17 protein-coding genes are annotated in these 15,391 nt (G+C 70.0%); 11 read left to right on the top strand and 6 right to left on the bottom strand.

Annotated features, from left to right (window positions below):
* Positions 1-231 precede the first annotated feature (231 nt).
* Positions 232-984, top strand: coding sequence for a helix-turn-helix domain-containing protein (locus tag ACFOGJ_RS15360; RefSeq protein ID WP_379901924.1), 753 nt, complete (start codon positions 232-234; stop codon positions 982-984).
* A gap of 52 nt (positions 985-1,036) precedes the next feature.
* A complete protein-coding gene (locus ACFOGJ_RS15355; protein WP_379901922.1) occupies positions 1,037-1,720 on the top strand; it encodes a VOC family protein in 684 nt (227 codons plus the stop codon).
* Positions 1,721-1,722: 2 nt separating this feature from the next.
* Here the strand turns inward: ACFOGJ_RS15355 and ACFOGJ_RS15350 are convergent, their stop codons facing one another.
* Together ACFOGJ_RS15350 and ACFOGJ_RS15345 are read right to left on the bottom strand one after the other, a co-directional pair.
* Positions 1,723-2,607 carry a LysR family transcriptional regulator gene (locus tag ACFOGJ_RS15350; RefSeq protein WP_379901920.1) on the bottom strand — a complete coding sequence of 295 codons (885 nt, stop codon included), beginning with the start codon at positions 2,605-2,607 and terminating at the stop codon, positions 1,723-1,725.
* A gap of 120 nt (positions 2,608-2,727) precedes the next feature.
* The gene (locus ACFOGJ_RS15345) at positions 2,728-3,498 is read right to left on the bottom strand and encodes an HpcH/HpaI aldolase family protein (protein WP_379901919.1); all 771 of its coding nucleotides are present in this window, start codon (positions 3,496-3,498) and stop codon (positions 2,728-2,730) included.
* Positions 3,499-3,638: 140 nt separating this feature from the next.
* Between ACFOGJ_RS15345 and ACFOGJ_RS15340 the strand changes: the two genes are divergently transcribed.
* Positions 3,639-4,604, top strand: coding sequence for an NAD(P)H-dependent flavin oxidoreductase (locus ACFOGJ_RS15340; protein ID WP_379901917.1), 966 nt, complete (start codon positions 3,639-3,641; stop codon positions 4,602-4,604).
* 51 nt (positions 4,605-4,655) lie between these two features.
* On the opposite strand, the gene ACFOGJ_RS15335 is transcribed toward ACFOGJ_RS15340, so the two are convergent.
* Entirely contained in the window at positions 4,656-5,462 is an 807-nt protein-coding gene (locus ACFOGJ_RS15335; RefSeq protein WP_379901915.1) for an enoyl-CoA hydratase/isomerase family protein, read from the bottom strand.
* Positions 5,459-6,334, bottom strand: a complete 876-nt coding sequence (locus tag ACFOGJ_RS15330) for a hypothetical protein (RefSeq protein WP_379901913.1) — start codon at positions 6,332-6,334, stop codon at positions 5,459-5,461. The genes ACFOGJ_RS15335 and ACFOGJ_RS15330 overlap by 4 nt, the downstream gene beginning before the upstream one ends.
* 109 nt (positions 6,335-6,443) lie before the next feature.
* Here ACFOGJ_RS15330 and ACFOGJ_RS15325 point away from each other — a divergent pair, with 109 nt between their 5' ends.
* The 4 genes from ACFOGJ_RS15325 to ACFOGJ_RS15310 all read left to right on the top strand — a co-directional run bounded on the left by ACFOGJ_RS15325 (position 6,444) and on the right by ACFOGJ_RS15310 (position 10,189).
* Positions 6,444-6,905: a flavodoxin family protein gene (locus tag ACFOGJ_RS15325; RefSeq protein WP_379901912.1), complete on the top strand. Its 462-nt coding sequence runs from the start codon at positions 6,444-6,446 to the stop codon at positions 6,903-6,905.
* A gap of 59 nt (positions 6,906-6,964) precedes the next feature.
* Positions 6,965-7,741 carry an enoyl-CoA hydratase/isomerase family protein gene (locus ACFOGJ_RS15320; protein ID WP_379901910.1) on the top strand — a complete coding sequence of 259 codons (777 nt, stop codon included), beginning with the start codon at positions 6,965-6,967 and terminating at the stop codon, positions 7,739-7,741.
* A gap of 173 nt (positions 7,742-7,914) precedes the next feature.
* Complete coding sequence (locus ACFOGJ_RS15315) at positions 7,915-8,115, top strand: hypothetical protein (protein WP_379901908.1); 201 nt, start codon at positions 7,915-7,917, stop codon at positions 8,113-8,115.
* A gap of 277 nt (positions 8,116-8,392) precedes the next feature.
* A complete protein-coding gene (locus ACFOGJ_RS15310) occupies positions 8,393-10,189 on the top strand; it encodes an IlvD/Edd family dehydratase (protein WP_379901906.1) in 1,797 nt (598 codons plus the stop codon).
* Positions 10,190-10,383: 194 nt separating this feature from the next.
* Here ACFOGJ_RS15310 and ACFOGJ_RS15305 read toward each other — a convergent pair whose 3' ends face one another.
* Complete coding sequence (locus tag ACFOGJ_RS15305; protein ID WP_379901905.1) at positions 10,384-10,845, bottom strand: DUF3237 domain-containing protein; 462 nt, start codon at positions 10,843-10,845, stop codon at positions 10,384-10,386.
* A gap of 216 nt (positions 10,846-11,061) precedes the next feature.
* On the opposite strand from ACFOGJ_RS15305, the gene ACFOGJ_RS15300 reads away from it, so the two are divergent.
* The 4 genes from ACFOGJ_RS15300 (at position 11,062) to ACFOGJ_RS15285 (ending at position 14,259) form a co-directional block, all read left to right on the top strand.
* Positions 11,062-11,958, top strand: coding sequence for an OmpA family protein (locus tag ACFOGJ_RS15300; protein WP_379901904.1), 897 nt, complete (start codon positions 11,062-11,064; stop codon positions 11,956-11,958).
* Positions 11,959-12,215: 257 nt separating this feature from the next.
* Positions 12,216-12,668 (top strand): hypothetical protein, encoded by a 453-nt coding sequence (locus ACFOGJ_RS15295; protein WP_379901903.1) that lies wholly within the window; start codon positions 12,216-12,218, stop codon positions 12,666-12,668.
* Between the two features lie 141 nt (positions 12,669-12,809).
* Positions 12,810-13,625, top strand: a complete 816-nt coding sequence (locus ACFOGJ_RS15290) for a trypsin-like serine peptidase (protein WP_379901901.1) — start codon at positions 12,810-12,812, stop codon at positions 13,623-13,625.
* A 148-nt stretch (positions 13,626-13,773) separates the two neighbouring features.
* Positions 13,774-14,259, top strand: a complete 486-nt coding sequence (locus tag ACFOGJ_RS15285; RefSeq protein ID WP_379901899.1) for a hypothetical protein — start codon at positions 13,774-13,776, stop codon at positions 14,257-14,259.
* A gap of 36 nt (positions 14,260-14,295) precedes the next feature.
* On the opposite strand, the gene ACFOGJ_RS15280 is transcribed toward ACFOGJ_RS15285, so the two are convergent.
* Positions 14,296-15,351, bottom strand: a complete 1,056-nt coding sequence (locus tag ACFOGJ_RS15280) for a 5-methyltetrahydropteroyltriglutamate--homocysteine methyltransferase (RefSeq protein WP_379901897.1) — start codon at positions 15,349-15,351, stop codon at positions 14,296-14,298.
* Positions 15,352-15,391: the final 40 nt, after the last annotated feature.

Genomic DNA, 15,391 nt, shown 5'->3' with positions numbered 1-15,391 from the left:
CCCGCCACGAACCGCCGCGCCGCCCGTCATGCGTGCATCGGCAGGCGCCGCCGGGACACAAGGTCTGGTAGCCTGCCACGTTCGCCCGGTGCGGCGCCATGCAGCCGGGCGGCCCCTGTCAGGTGTGCTCCGATCGGACTCGCACCGATCAAGCTTGCTCTGACCGCGCGGAGGGCCGAAAGTTTCGCGAATGGGACGGTCACGGGATCCGGACGATGGGAAGGCATATCCGTGAAGCATAAGGAGCGCTTTCCAATCGGAAAATACGTAATCGACATTGCGCCGACCGATGGCGCCGCGACGGAGATCGACACCCGTACCGACGCCGGGGCCGGTCGCCGCGCCGGGCCGGCCGCTGCCACGGCGCGCGAGGTGGAGCGGACGGAAATCGGCGCCCGCCTGCGCAGGCTGCGGCGCGATCGCGGCTGGACCCTGGCCGACGTGGCGGCACGTACCGGCCTCGCCGTCTCCACCCTGTCGAAGGTGGAGCGCGGCCGCATGTCGCTGGCCTACGACAAGTTCGCCAGCCTGGCGGCGACCCTGGGCCTGGACATCGCCGACCTCTATACCGACCGCGGTGCGGTTGGGTCCTGCCCACAGCCGGTGATCACCCGGACCGGAGAGGCGCAGGGCCACCGCAGCGGGCCTTATATCTACGAGGTGCTGTCCACCGGCCTGCGCGGCCGCCAGATGATGCCGGTGCGCGGCCATATCATGGCGCGCAGCCTGGACGAGTTCGATGAATGGCAGAGCCATCCCGGCGACGAATTCCTCTATGTCCTGGCCGGGTCGATCGAACTGCACATCGCCGGAGCCGAGCCGATCGCCCTGGCGACGGGCGAGTCGGTCTATTTCGACAGCGGCCGCCCGCATGTCTATCTCAGCACCGGCACGGGCGATGCCGAGGTCCTGACGGTGATGCTGCCGCAGTTCCCGGCAGGCGCGGCCGGCGAGACGGCGGCGACGGGGACGGAAGGGGACTGACCCGGTGACCGGGGCATCGGCCGGGCCCGGCCCTGAGGCAAGGGCGATAGGGGTGCATCACCTCGCCGTCTGCACCGCCGACATCAAGACGCAGATCGCCTTCTTCGCCGACGTCCTGGGCTGCGAACTGGTGGCGCTGTACTGGATGCACGGCGTGAAGGATGCCTGGCACGGCTTCCTGCGCCTGAACGACCAATGCTCGATCGCCTTCGTACAGAGCCCGAAGATCGCCGGCATCCCCCATGAGATCGGCGTCACCCATGCCGGCAATGCGGCCGGGCCGGTCGCCGGCGGTGCGCTGCAGCACCTGGCGCTGCGGGTGCCGGACCGGCCGGCCCTGCTGGCGCTGCAGGACCGCATCCGCAGCCACGGCGTGCCGGTGATCGGCCCGATCGACCACGGCTTCTGCACCTCGATCTACTTCGCCGGCCCGGAACATCTGAGCCTGGAGGCGTCGTTCTCCGACGCGCCGATCGATGCCCGCGCCTGGATCGACCCGGACGTGGTCGCCCGCGCCGGCATCAGTGCAGAGGAACTGGCCCGCTTCACCGCGCCCGCCCCCTTCGCGGCACCGGCGGACCGGGAGCCCCAGCCGCCCGCCGATGGCCCCGGCCCGCACCTGGTCTATCCGCCGGAGCCTTATGCCCGGATGCTGGCCCGCAGCGACGCGGAGACGGAGCGGAAGCTGTCTGAGACGGCGCCGCCGGTGGCTGTCGAACCGGCAACCACCGCCTGACTTCAACCGCCCGCCAGCGCCGCCATGAAGGCCCGCGCCGGCGGGCCGGGCAGCCAGCGGGCGCGGTGGGCGCAGCACATCACCACCGGCTCCATCAGCGACAGGTCGAAGGCCACGAAGCGCTGCCGGAAGGCGGCGCTGCGCTCATAGCCCGCCTCCACCATCGCCAGCAGGTCGGTCGAGGCGACCAGGTCGGCGACGATCGGGAAATACTCGATGACATGCAGGTGGCGCAGCGGTTCCTTTCCGCGCGCGGCATAGATCGCGGCGAAACGTTCCACATAGTGGCTGCCCAGGTCGGGCACGATCAGCTTGTAGTCGGCCAGGTCGCCGAGCGCCGGTTGCTCGCGGCGGGTCAACGGATGGCCGCGCCGGGCGAAGAGCTTCGTCCGCAGCAGGCCTGCCGGCGCGGTCGCAATGGCAGGGTCTCCGCCCACCAGGGACTGAGGCCCGACCAGCAGGTCGATATCGCCCCGCCGCAGCTGCTGCGCGCCACGCTCCACGCTCGGCGCGCTCAGTTGTACGCAGAGCGACGGCTCGGCCGCGATCAGGCGCCGCAGCGCATGGTTGACCAGGCCCTGGACCGAGGGCGGGCAGACGCCGATGCGCAGCAGCGAGCGCCGCGCCGTGGCGCCGCTGCGGGCATCGGCGGCCAGCATGTCGAGGTCGGCGACGATGCGCGCCGCGCGCTCCAGGAAGTCGCGCCCCTCCGGCGTCGCGGTCGCGCCGCGCGCGCCACGTTCGAACAGCAGGTGGCCGAGGTCCCGCTCCAGCTCCGCGACGCTACGGGTGACCGTCGACTGGGTGACGCTGAGCGCGGCGGCCGCTGCGGAAAAGCTGCCGGCGCGATCCACCGCTACCGCATGACGCAGTTTCACCGTGTTCATCGCTATGCATCCAATGCATGGAAAAGCCGAGAATTGCATTGGACGGATGGCTCGGCAATGCCGATCCTGCCCCCCGTCAGGTGGCAGGAGACCCAGATGAAGCCGACAGGCGACCGGCCGTCAGCGGCCCCGCAGCGCCGCCACACCGTCCGCCAGGCCGCCCTGGAAAAGGGCGATGTCGGAGGCATGGGAGATCATGCGATAGCCGCGCTCCAGCAGCATGCGGCCCCAGTCCGCGCTGCCGCCGCCGGCGGCCGCCGGCTTACCCGCCGCCGCTGCCGCCGCCGCCACACGGTCGATGGCGGCCTGGATCTGCGGATTGTCCATCTGTCCCGGAATGCCCAGGCCCACCGACAGGTCGCCCTGCCCCAGATGCACGGCGTCGATGCCGTCGACGGCGGCGATCTTCTCCACGTTCTCCAGGCCGCGCGGGGTTTCCACCAGCGCCAGCAGCAGCAGGCGGTCGTTGGCCGCGTCGATGGTCGCGCTGGCATAGGGGGCGCTATAGTCGTCATGGGCGGCGCCGAACATGGCGCCGCGGATTCCGACCGGCGGATAGCGGGTGAAGGAGACGAGTTCCGCCGCCTCCTCCGCGCTTTCCACCATCTGGAACACCAGGCCCATGGCGCCGACATCCAGCAGCTTGGAGATGTCGGCATAGGATTTCGACGGCGGGCGCACCAGCGGCACGATGCCGAGCCCGCGGCACAGCGCGCATTGCAGCTTGATGTCTGCGACGCCGAGGCCGGAATGCTCCATGTCGTAGAGCAGGTAGTCGGCGCCGGCATTGGCCGCCATCTGCGGCAGGCCCGGAGAGAGGAATTCGAACACCATCGTGCCGAATACCGTCTCGCCCGCCTGCAGCCGCCGCTTCACCGGATTGTCGCGCATGGAACCTCCCGTTCGTCTCCCGGAACCGCGGCCAGCATAGGCCCGATTGCGGGGCAAGTTGAAAACCTGCATACACACCTACCAACGGGCGCGCCCGGCCGGGCGACGCCATTCCTGAACGCACAACGAGGAAACGCCCAATGGCCTTGCCCGCCATCCTGAAGGATCGTCTGTCCGTGCCGGTCGTCGGCGCACCGCTGTTCATCGTCTCCAACCCCGACCTGGTGATCGCGCAGTGCAAGGCCGGCGTCGTCGGTTCGTTCCCCGCCCTGAACGCGCGGCCGAAGGAGCAGCTGGAGGAATGGCTGAAACGGATCAAGGGCGAGCTGGCGGAGCATGACACCAAGCATCCGGAGGCGCCGTCGGCCCCCTTCGCGGTGAACCAGATCGTGCACCGGTCGAACGACCGCCTGATGCACGACGTGGAGATGTGCGTGAAGTACGAGGTGCCGGTGACGATCTGCTCCCTCGGCGCGCGGGAGGAGGTCTACGAGGCCTTCCATTCCTATGGCGGCCTGGTGCTGCACGACGTGATCAACGACACCTTCGCCCGCAAGGCGGTGCAGAAGGGCGCCGACGGCCTGATCGCGGTGGCGGCCGGGGCCGGCGGCCATGCCGGCACCACCTCACCCTTCGCGCTGATCCAGGACATCAGGGAATGGTTCGACGGGCCGCTGCTGCTCTCGGGCTGCATCGCCACCGGCGGCGCTGTCCTGGCGGCGCAGGCGATGGGCGCCGATCTGGCCTATATCGGCTCCGCCTTCGTCGCCACGAAAGAGGCCAATGCGATGCCGGAGAACAAGCAGATGATCGTCGACAGCAATGCCGCCGACATCGTCTACACCAACCTGTTCACCGGGGTGCACGGCAACTACCTGAAGCCGTCGATCATCGCCGCCGGGCTGGACCCGGAGAACCTGCCGGAGAGCGACCCGTCGAAGATGAACTTCGGCTCCGGCGGCAATATGGACAAGAAGGCCTGGCGCGACATCTGGGGCTGCGGCCAGGGCATCGGCGCGGTCAAGGAGATCCCTGCCGCAGGCGAGCTGGTGGCCCGCCTGAAGCGCGAGTACGACGAGGCGCGCGGACGCCTCCTGGCTGCCTGAGCCGGCCGGCGGCGCCGGTCGCCGGCATCGTCCAGCCGGGGCCGGGCCGGGCTAGACGACGCCGGAGAAATCCGGCGGCCGCTTCTCCTGGAAGGCGGCGATCGCCTCGCGGTTGGCGGGGCCGCCGACCAGGACGGCGAAGGCGGCATCCTCGCGGTCGCGGGCGGCGCGCAGCGCGTCGGCCCGGGCGGCCCGCATCACCGACTTCGTCGCCACCAGGGCCGGCACCGGCTGCGCCGCGATCTGCCCGGCCACCGCCATGGCCTCCGCCGCCAGGTCCGCGCCCGGCACCACCTTCCAGGCCAGGCCCGCCGCCTTCGCCGCGCCTGCGTCCAGCCAGGCGCCGGTGAACAGCAGGTGCGCCGCGGCCCCCCAGCCCAGGATCGCCGGCAGCAGCAGGCTCGATCCCGCCTCCGCCGTTACCCCCAGCGGCACGAAGGGCGCGCGCAGCCGCGCCTCCGCTGCCATCAGCACGATGTCGCAATGCGGCAGCATGGTCAGGCCGATGCCGACCCCCAGGCCGTTCACCGCGGCGACCAGGGGCTTCGGAAAGCCCTCCAGCGCCGCCATGAAGGGGCCGAAGCCGTCCGCCACCCGCTGCGCGTGGCTGCGGGCATCGCCCAGTTCCGCCAGGTCCTGCCCGGCGGAGAAGGCGCGGCCGGCGCCGGTCAGCACCACAACCGCCACCCCGGGATCGGCCGCGGCATCGTCCAGCGCGGCCGCGGCCGCCCGGTAGAGCGCATCGTTGAAGGCGTTCAGCGCATCCGGCCGGTTCAGCACCAGCCGCCGCACGCGGCCTTCCGTCGACGCCAGGAGGACCGGCTCCGCCGCCGCGACCTGCGCTTCGCCGTCCGTCACGCCACCGCCTCCACCCGCTCCGGATGGCCGGACCAGGACCAGGCCATGCTGGGGCGGCTCAGGCCCAGCATCATCCCGCCCAGGGTCGGCGGATGCACCCAGATCTGGTCCGCCACCTGGTCGGCGCGGCGCCCCTCCGGCCGGTCGACGGTCATGCCCGGCCGCTCCGGATGGCGTTCGGCGATCCGCGCCTCGATCGCCGACAGGCGCGGCGTTTCCGCGAAGGCCATGTAGAGGACCGGCCCCTGGCGGGCGAGGAACCGCCCCATGGTCAGGTCCATATCGGTCGGCGTGATCACCTCGAAACGGTGCAGCCGGTCGCGGTGGAACAGGGTCAGGGTGCCGGTATAGCCGAAGCGCTCCGACGTGATCGGCACGAAGACGTCGGCATCCAGGCCGAACAGGGCCGCGAAGCGGGCGGTGTCGCCGCGATGGTCGGGCGCCAGCAGGGTCGCCTCGTACAGGAAGTCGATATCGCCGACGGCCGGCAGGTCCTGCGCTGCGCTGAGCACCAGCCGCAGCCCGTCGATGCCGGTACCGGCGGCATCCAGGAACAGCTGCCCGCCCTCTTCCGCCGGGGCGCAGCCCTTCCCCGCCAGATGCGCCCGCAGCGCGGCCAGGTCGGGCGCGCTGGCGCCGGCGGCGAACATGTGGCCGCCGCGCCGGGCGACCGCGTCGGCGACCGGGCCGGCGCCGTCGGGTTCCAGCAGTTCGATCCAGCCGCGACCCAGGCGCAGCGCGGTGCGCTTCGCGCCCAGCAGGGCCAGGCGGTCCTGGCCCGCCGGCTCCGCCCCCAGGATCCCCTGCCAGAGCGCGGCCACCCTGCCCGCATCGGGTACCGCCATCTGCACCCGGTCGATCGCCGTCAGCATCTCGTCTCCCCCTCCCCCGGATTTGTTGGTCCGCACCGTAGCGGGGGCTGCGACTTTTGACAGCCCCGGAGCGAACGGCCGAAGCTGCCCGCAACCGAAGGAGAGAGACGTGAAACGGCTGCTGATCGTGGCGCATGCGCCGTCACCCAACACGCAGAAGCTGCTGGATGCCGTCCTGGCGGGTGCCCGCAGCCCGGAGATCGACGGGGTCGAGGTGACGGCCATGACCCCGTTCGAAGCGGGGCCGGAGGCAGTGCGCGCCGCCGGCGCCGTGATCCTGGGCACCACCGAGAACCTCGGCTATATGAGCGGGGCCCTGAAGGACTTCTTCGACCGCACCTACTACGCCGTGCTGGAGGAGACGCAGGGCCTGCCCTATGCCCTGTGGATCCGGGCCGGCCATGACGGCACCGGCACCCGCCGGGCGGTGGAGAGCATCGCCACCGGCCTGCGCTGGAAGGCTGTGCAGGAGCCGCTGATCTGCCGCGGCCCCTTCGACGAGGATTTCGTCGGGCAGTGCGAGGAGCTCGGCACCCTGGTCGCCGCCGGGCTGGAGGCCGGCATCTTCTGATCTGCCGGCCATTTCTGGCCGCGGTTTCTGGCGGCCGTTTCTGGGAGGAGGGGGAAGCGATGACCGAAGAGAATCCCGTGCTGATCGACAGTGCCCATGGCGTCACGACGATCACCCTGAACCGGCCGCAGCGGCTGAACGCACTGAACGTCCCCCTGCTGGAGAAGCTGCACGAAGGGCTGGAATGGGTCGAGGGTGCCGGGCAGAGCCATGTCGTGGTGCTGACCGGTGCCGGCAAGGCCTTCTCCGCCGGCGTCGACCTGCAGGCCCTGGCCGAGCAGGGCATCGACCTGGCGGCCGGCGATGTCGGCGGCGCCCTGAACGATGCGGCGCGGAAGGTGATCGCGAAGCTGGGCAGCATGCGCCAGGCCACCATCGCCAAGGTGAACGGCTTCTGCTTCACCGGCGCGCTGGAGCTGATGCTGGGCTGCGACTTCGCCATCGCGGCGGCGGAGGCGAAGCTGGGCGATACGCATGCCATGCTGGGCATCCGCCCGACCTGGGGCATGACCCAGCGCCTGCCGCGCGCGGTCGGCATGGCGCGGGCGAAGGAAATGTCCTTCAGCGCCCGCCATGTCACCGGCAGCGAGGCGGCAGAGTACGGCCTGGTGCTGGAGGCGGTGCCCGCCGCCGAGCTGGACGCCCGGGTCGACGCGATCACCCGCGGCATCGCCGCCAACAGCGCGGGCGCCATCGCCGCCTACAAGGACCTGTACGGCAAGGCCGCCAATGCCGGCCTGGACGAGGGGCTGGCCTACGAGTTCGGCACCGCCTACGAGATCGCCGACACCAGGGCGCGCTACGAGGCGTTCATGGCGAAGCTCAAGAAGGCCTGACGGCGACTTTTTCTGCGGTCCGCCGGTGCGTTCTGTGACGCGGGTCACAGGACGCCGCCAGATTTCCACAATCATGCCCTTCGGCCGAACGAATTGGACGCGATCTTCCTTCTCGACAGGGGGCGCGGACGGAAACCGCCGCCGCCCGGAACCAGCGACGAAGGGAGGGCGACATGGCCCGCATCGCGACCATCGAAGAGATCTACGAAACCGAGTTCGTCGAGTATCGCAGTATCGACGCCATCGCCGAGTTCTCGCGCCTTCCGGCCGACGACCGGCTGCTGCCGGAGCTGGAGGACGAGGATGGCATGTCGGGCGAGGAACTGCTGCGCCTGCTCGGCGATGGCGAGCCGGAACCGAGCCGCTGGCACTGATGCGCGGCCCGAACCGCGAAGGCCCCGACAATTTGGGTTCTGACCACCAAGGCTCCGACCACGACGGGGGCGCCCGGCGGCGCCGACAGACCTGCGGCCCGACCAACGGCTGATCCGCTGCCGCCTGCAGGCGCCCCCGTCGCCACCGTTTCCGCCCCAATTGGCGCCCGCGGCCGGAAGGGCGCGCGTCCCGTCTACAGCTGCCGGCGCAGCCATGGCATGATCGCCACCCGCCGGGCCGCAACCGCGGCACCGGAAGGGTTGGGAGGAAGCGTGCATGCCAGACAAGAAAAGCCGCCACCTGCGGTCGCAGGAATGGTTCGACAATGTCGACGATCCGGGAATGACGGCGCTCTATCTGGAGCGCTACCTGAATTTCGGCCTGACCCGCGCGGAACTGCAGTCCGGCAAGCCGATCATCGGCATCGCCCAGACCGGCTCCGACCTGTCGCCCTGCAACCGCCACCATCTGGAGCTGGCGAAGCGGGTGCGCGACGGCATCACCGCCGCCGGCGGGCTCTGCTTCGAATTCCCCGTCCATCCGATCCAGGAGACCGGCAAGCGGCCGACCGCGTCGCTGGACCGCAACCTCGCCTATCTGGGCCTGGTGGAGGTGCTGTACGGCTATCCGCTGGACGGGGTCGTGCTGACCACCGGCTGCGACAAGACCACGCCGGCCTGCCTGATGGCGGCGGCGACGGTGAACCTGCCGGCGATCGTGCTGTCCGGCGGGCCGATGCTGAACGGCTGGTTCCAGGGCCAGCGCACCGGCTCCGGCACCATCGTCTGGAAGGCGCGGGAACTGCTGGCCGCGGGCGAGATCGACATCGACGGCTATACCGACCTGATCGCCTCATCCGCGCCATCTGTCGGCCATTGCAACACCATGGGCACCGCCAGCACGATGAACAGCCTGGCGGAGGCGCTGGGCATGAGCCTGCCGGGCTGTGCGGCGATCCCCGCTCCCTACCGCGAGCGCGGCCAGATGGCCTACGAGACCGGTCGCCGCATCGTGGCGATGGTGCACGAGGACCTGAAGCCTTCCGACATCCTGACCCGCAAGGCGTTCGAGAACGCGATCCGGGTGAATTCCGCCATCGGCGGCTCCACCAACGCGCCGATCCACCTGAACGCCATCGCCCGCCATATCGGCGTGTCGCTGGACAATGACGACTGGGAGCGGCTGGGCTATGCGGTGCCGCTGCTGGTCAACCTGCAGCCGGCCGGCAAGTATCTGGGCGAGGAATATCACCGCGCCGGCGGCGTGCCGGCGGTGGTGCACGAACTGATGGGCCAGGGCCTGATCCACGAGGATGCGCTGACCGTCAACGGCCGCGGCATCGGCGACAATTGCCGCGACCGGCCGGTGCAGGACCGCGACGTGATCCTGCCCTTCGATGCGCCGATGCTGCCCAATGCCGGCTTCCTGAACCTGAAGGGCAACCTGTTCCATTCCGCGATCATGAAGACCAGCGTGATCGCCGACGGGTTCCGTTCCCGCTATCTGTCGAACCCCGACGACCCGGACGCCTTCGAGGGGCGGGCCATCGTCTTCGACGGGCCGGAGGATTACCACCTGCGGATCGAGGACCCAGCGCTGAACGTCGACGAGACCTGCATCCTGGTGATCCGCGGCGCCGGGCCGATCGGCTATCCGGGCGCGGCGGAAGTCGTAAACATGCAGCCGCCGGCCGCCCTGATCAAACGCGGCATCACCGGCCTGCCCTGCCTGGGCGACGGCAGGCAGTCGGGCACCTCCGGCTCGCCGTCGATCCTCAACGCTTCGCCGGAGGCCGCCGCGATGGGCGGCCTGGCGCTGCTGCGCACCGGCGACCGGATCCGCATCGACCTGCGCAAGCGGGAGGCGAACGTCCTGATCCCCGACGACGAACTGGCCGCCCGGCGGGCGGAGATCGCCGGCGATGGCGGCTATCCCTATCCGGAGGACCAGACCCCCTGGCAGGCGATCCAGCGTTCCATGGTATCGCAACTGGACGCCGGCATGGTGCTGGGGCCTGCGGTCGGCTTCCAGCGGGTGGCGCAGACCAAAGGTGTGCCGCGCAACAACCATTGAGGGGGCCGAAGCCGACGGCGGGTCCCGGCCGGGGCTCGCCGGCAGACGGCACCGCTTGCGGAATGGGTGCCTGGTTCAAGGCCGGGCACGACGGCTGAAGGGTTTGCGGCCAACAGCATGGTCATGGTCGGCCTTGAGCCGACCATCCATTCCGCCGGCTTCGATGCCCATGCGGTGATGGCCGCCCCCGCCCGCTACAGGATCTCGAACACCTCGTAGACCGGGCCGTGCGGCTTGCGGTCGCCGATGCCGACGGCGAGCAGCCGGTTCAGCCAGTCGTAGGGGCCGGAAGCCGTCTCGAAGCGCGGCGTGACCCGGAAATAATATTCCGACGGGTCGACCGGCTCGCCGGCGTTCAGGCGGCGGATCACGTCCTCCGGCCCGTGCCGCATGCCGGTATAGGTCATGTAGATGAAGGCGCCGTCATCGGTCTTCAGGGTCAGCCGCACGTCCATCAGCAGCACCCCGTCCGGCCGACCCAGCAGCCAGTCGCCGCCGGCGGTGGGCAGGATCTCCCCCCGCAGCCGCTCGCCCCGGAAGCTGCCGCCCTCCACCACGGCGATGCGACGCATGCCGGTGGGCGTCTCCTGTCCCATCTGGATGCTCACCTTCGCTTCCAGGGTGAACAGGTGCCTGGTCTGGACCGTCATGCTCATGTCCTTCTTCCCCCTCACGTCGCTGCCGCACGGCCTGTGCGGGGGAGCTTCCGTCCTGGCGGCCCCGCACGCAACAGCCGTGCCGCAGATTCGTCGCTGCGGCGATGGAACAAGCGCCCCGGGGCGATGGTTGTGCGGGCGTGAGACAGGCGCCGGACGAAGGCTTCCCCCGGCGCCGTGCCGAATCCCTTCAAGACCGACAAACTGGAGGATCCCATGCAGAAGCGCGAGATCCTGGGCGGCATCGTTGCATCCGCCATGCTGGCCATTTCCGGCCCCGCAGCCGCCGAAGTCGTGGACCTGAACTTCGAGGCCGACACCATCGGCGAGATGAAGGTGGCGGGACAGGGCTTTTCAGACCATCTGGCCCGCGACTATCGCACCCTGTCGCTGTTCGAACGCGACGCCATGGTCGACTGGCCGGATGCCGAGTTCTATGCCGACAAGGCGCTGATGGCGAAGCAGGGCCGCAAGGTGATGCCCGAGCGGGTCGAGGATTGGGGCGTGGAGAACGACGCCGCGATCGCCGAGCTGAAGGCGGCCCGCACCGACCTGGTCGCCCTGCTGTCCACGGCGCGCAGCGCGCATCCCAATGCGGCGGCGCAGGCGCAGGCCTATTACGACTGCTGGATCGAACAGCAGGAGGAGGGCTGGCAGCGCTCCCATATCGCCGGCTGCAAGGAGAAGTTCGTGCTGGCGATGTCGCAGCTGGAAGGGCTGATGGCCGAGCCCGCGACCGAGCCCTTCTCGATCCGCGGCATGGAAGAGATCGGCGTCGTGTTCTTCGAGTTCGACAAGGCGGTCCTGACCCCGAAGGCGAAGAAGACCCTGGACACGATGGCCGCGCTGCTGCCGAACCCCGGCACGACCGAGCTGGTCATCGCCGGCCATGCCGACCGCTCCGGGCCGAAGGGCTACAACGAGGCCCTGTCCGCCCGTCGCGCCGCGGCCGTGCAGGACTATCTGGCCGCAAAAGGCTTTACCAAGACCCGGGTCGAGGAATACGACATGGCGGCCTATGGCGAGACGCGCCCTGCGATCCCCACAGCGGACGGTGTGCGCATGCCTGAAAACCGCCGGGTGAAGATCCAGGCCGAGGCCGACGCGAGCTGACCGGAATCTTCCCCCTTTCGGTTCAATCCTGGACGGGCCGCGGCAGGGCATGCCGCGGCCCGTTCTGCGTCCGGGCGGCCTGCCGCAGCCCTTTGTGACCGCCATCACCAATCCGGCATCGACCCGGCCTCGCTCGGAACGCTCTGCCCGCGCAGGCCGTTATCGGGGTGCAAGAGCAGAACTTGGCAGTGCAATCCCCCCATGCCCCCGGGGATCGGAGATTCGGATCCCGGCCCGGCGGCGGAAAGGAGGACAGGATGAAAGCGCGCAAGATACTGACGAGCCTCACTGCGATCGCCATGCTGGCGGGTGCCGGCACGGCAGCCGCCGGCACCCTGGACCTGCAGCAGGACCGCAAGGTCGAGATCGCACCCGCCTGGGCGGCCCCCGATGCCATGGGCGACCTGGTTGCCGAGCACGCGACCAGCGGCCTGGTGCATTTCCGCCCCGGCAGCGCCGAGATGACGGCGGAAAGCCGGGAGCGCCTCGACATGCTGCCGATGCTGCTGCCGCAGGACGGCCAGTCCGTCCTGATGATCGGCAATGTCGATGCCGGCGACCCGCTGGCCGTGGCCCGCGCCTCGGCAGTGCAGGACTATCTGGCCGCACGCGGCGTGACCGAGACGCAGCTCGTGATCTCCCCCGCCAACGACACGCTGGCGGCGGAAGACGGCGCATTGCGGATCTCCTATGCCGGCATGGCAGGCTGACACCGCGCCGCGCAACGGCAGTACCGGAGCGACCGGCAAGGGGCCGCGGGGCCGACCGGCGGCCCCTTTTTCGTGCCGCACGACCCTGCCGGAGCCGCCAGGGGGTTGAAGCGGCGTCCGGTTCGGGCGACACCGGCGGCCATGATCCGCATCCCCTACGGCCCCACCAGAATCCTCCCCGGCATCGCCGCCGCGATGACCGCCCTGCTGCTGCCGCTATGCCTGGCCGGGCCGCTGCCTGCCCACGCCGAAACCGAAAGCTATCTTCAGCTGCGGCAGCGCTTCCTGCCCGGCATCAAGGGCGAGGACCAGCGGCATGTCGTCGAGAGCGATTCTGCCCCCTGGCAGGCGATCGGCCGGGTCAACCGGCGGATCGGCGGCTATTGCACGGGAACCCTGATCGCGCCGGGCAAGGTGCTGACGGCGGCCCATTGCCTGTGGAACCGGCGGACCCGGCGCTGGCTGGGACCGGAGGCCCTGCACTTCGTCGGCGGCTACAGCCGCGGCGCCTGGATCGCAGAAGCGGGTGTCAGGTCCATCCGGCTGGCCCCGGGGATCGCCGGTGGGCCGGACGGGAACGGGCGGTTCGCGCCGGCCTCGGACTGGGCGGTCCTGACGCTGGCCAAGCCGCTCGGCATGCTGGGCCATATCCCCCTTGCCATGCCCGAATCCGCAACCGGCGGCCCGCGCGCCGAGAGTCTGATCCAGGTGGGCTACAGCCAGGACAAGCCGCATGTCCTGACCGCACACCATGACTGCCACCCCCTGGGCCCGGTGCGCACCGGCGGCGTGCTGGTCCATGACTGCGACGCGACTCATGGCGATTCCGGCTCGCCGATCCTGGTCCTGACATCGGACGGAGCGCGGATTTTCGCCATCCATGTCGCCACCGGGAAGGGCAGTTCCGGCGCCGTGGGCATCGCCGTGCCCGCGGCTTCGATCGACCCCGGACGGTAGCCGACGGGCTGCGGATGGCCGTAGCGGGACGGCAGGGCGCCCGGCCCCATCCTCTTGGCGGATTTCGATTCCACCTCCGGTTCTCCTATCATCGACCGCCCACTGTTGCCGGGCGGACATTTCCTGGCGATTTCGGCGAGGAGGAAGGATGAACGCCGCGGATGACGGGAGGCCAGGCATCCGGCCACTGCCGCGGATGCTCGATCTCGACGGAAGCAGGGTGGAGTTCGAGGTTGCGCCGGGGGGATTGCAGGGTGCCCTGCTGTATCGGCCGATCGGGCGCTATACCAACGAGATGCTGGTCCGGGTGTTCGACTGCCTCGCCGATGCCACGGCCGGGGATACACTCTACGTGATCGGCGATGTCTCACGGGCAGAATCCCATATCGGCCATGCCGGCTATGACGCGGCCTCGCAGCTGCTGGTGGCACGCGGCAAGACGCGGCTTCGCATCGTGATCTGCGACCCGGACCCCGTTCGCCCCTACATGGTGCGGCTGGCCCAGGACGTGAACCATGTCCGCGGCATGGACAGCATCGCCCGGTACGAAGCCGACCTGCCGGCCGCCATCGCGCAGCTGGAAGACATGATGCGCGGGACCGACACGTCCGCAGGCCCCGCGGGCGCCGTGTGATCGCTGCGACGACCGGGCTTTCCGGCGCCGCCGCCGTCAGCCGTTGCCGGTCAGTTCCCGCCGCACGATGGCGGCGCCTTCCGCCAGTGCCTTCAGCTTGCCGAAAGCCGCCGCGCGCGGCAGGTACTTCATGCCGCAATCGGGCGCCGCGACGATGCGTTCCGCCGGCAGCACCTTGAGCGCGGCGCGCAGCCGGCCGGCCACCGTTTCCGCCGTTTCGACCGCATCGTCGCCGAGGTCCAGCACGCCCACCAGGATCGACTTGCCCGGCAGCCGCTCCAGCACGGCCAGGTCCAGTTTCGGCTGCGCCGCCTCGATGGAGATGTGGCTGGCGTCGCATCCCGCCAGTTCCGGCAGGAAGGAATAGCCGGACGGCTTGTCCTTCACGACATAGGCATAGCCGAAGCACATATGCACCACCGTCGGCCCTGTCACGCCGGCCAGAGCCCGGTTGATCGCCGCGATGCCGAAGCTGCGCGCAAGGTCGGGCTTCGCCTGCAGGTAGGGCTCGTCGATCTGCACCACGTCGGCACCGGCCGCCTTGAGGTCCTTCAGCTCCGCATTCACCGCATCCGCATAGGCCATCGCCAGCGCCTCGACATCGCCGTAATGCTCGTCGACGGCAAGCTGCGTCATGGTGAAGGGGCCGGGTACGGTGATCTTCACCCGGCGGCCGGTATTGGCGCGCAGGAAGCGCGCCGCCTCCACCTCAACGGGGCGGGTGCGCCGCACCGGTCCGACCACCCGCGGCACCGGCGATGGGGTGCCGGCGCGGCTCTGCACATAGCCGGGATTGTCGATGTCGATGCCGTCCAGCGCATTGGCGAAATGGTTGAAATAGCTCTCCCGCCGGATCTCGCCATCGGTGACGATGTCGATCCCGGCCGCCTCGAAGTCGCGCAGCGCCAGGCGCACAGCATCGTCCTGGCTCTCGGTCCGCAGCGCACCGTCGAACCGCCAGACCTGCTCCATCCGCACCCGCGGGGGCTTCGACCCCAGCAGCACCTCGCGGTCCACCAGCCAGCCGGGCTGCGGATAGCTGCCCACAAGGGCGGTGGGCAGCAGCGGCAGGTCGGCGGTGGAAACGGTCATCTTGTCCTCCCCGAATGGGTGGTGGCGGCGGGTAGAGGCG

It is taken from the genome of Marinibaculum pumilum (assembly GCF_042646425.1).
GTDB classification, from domain to species: Bacteria; Pseudomonadota; Alphaproteobacteria; order Ferrovibrionales; family Ferrovibrionaceae; genus Marinibaculum; species Marinibaculum pumilum.
Note: the sequence above shows the minus strand (reverse complement) of the source record. Positions and strands in the feature narration are given on the sequence as shown.

Bases quoted from the DNA above. Each gene is read 5' to 3' on its own strand.
- ACFOGJ_RS15300 (WP_379901904.1), top strand. From the start codon at position 11,062: ATGCAGAAGCGCGAGATCCTGGGCGGCATCGTTGCATCCGCCATGCTG.
- ACFOGJ_RS15280 (WP_379901897.1), bottom strand. From the start codon at position 15,351: ATGACCGTTTCCACCGCCGACCTGCCGCTGCTGCCCACCGCCCTTGTG.
- ACFOGJ_RS15290 (WP_379901901.1), top strand. From the start codon at position 12,810: ATGATCCGCATCCCCTACGGCCCCACCAGAATCCTCCCCGGCATCGCC.
- ACFOGJ_RS15320 (WP_379901910.1), top strand. From the start codon at position 6,965: ATGACCGAAGAGAATCCCGTGCTGATCGACAGTGCCCATGGCGTCACG.
- ACFOGJ_RS15285 (WP_379901899.1), top strand. From the start codon at position 13,774: ATGAACGCCGCGGATGACGGGAGGCCAGGCATCCGGCCACTGCCGCGG.
- ACFOGJ_RS15330 (WP_379901913.1), bottom strand. From the start codon at position 6,334: ATGCTGACGGCGATCGACCGGGTGCAGATGGCGGTACCCGATGCGGGC.
- ACFOGJ_RS15340 (WP_379901917.1), top strand. From the start codon at position 3,639: ATGGCCTTGCCCGCCATCCTGAAGGATCGTCTGTCCGTGCCGGTCGTC.
- ACFOGJ_RS15305 (WP_379901905.1), bottom strand. From the start codon at position 10,845: ATGAGCATGACGGTCCAGACCAGGCACCTGTTCACCCTGGAAGCGAAG.
- ACFOGJ_RS15310 (WP_379901906.1), top strand. From the start codon at position 8,393: ATGCCAGACAAGAAAAGCCGCCACCTGCGGTCGCAGGAATGGTTCGAC.
- ACFOGJ_RS15295 (WP_379901903.1), top strand. From the start codon at position 12,216: ATGAAAGCGCGCAAGATACTGACGAGCCTCACTGCGATCGCCATGCTG.
- ACFOGJ_RS15350 (WP_379901920.1), bottom strand. From the start codon at position 2,607: ATGAACACGGTGAAACTGCGTCATGCGGTAGCGGTGGATCGCGCCGGC.
- ACFOGJ_RS15315 (WP_379901908.1), top strand. From the start codon at position 7,915: ATGGCCCGCATCGCGACCATCGAAGAGATCTACGAAACCGAGTTCGTC.
- ACFOGJ_RS15345 (WP_379901919.1), bottom strand. From the start codon at position 3,498: ATGCGCGACAATCCGGTGAAGCGGCGGCTGCAGGCGGGCGAGACGGTA.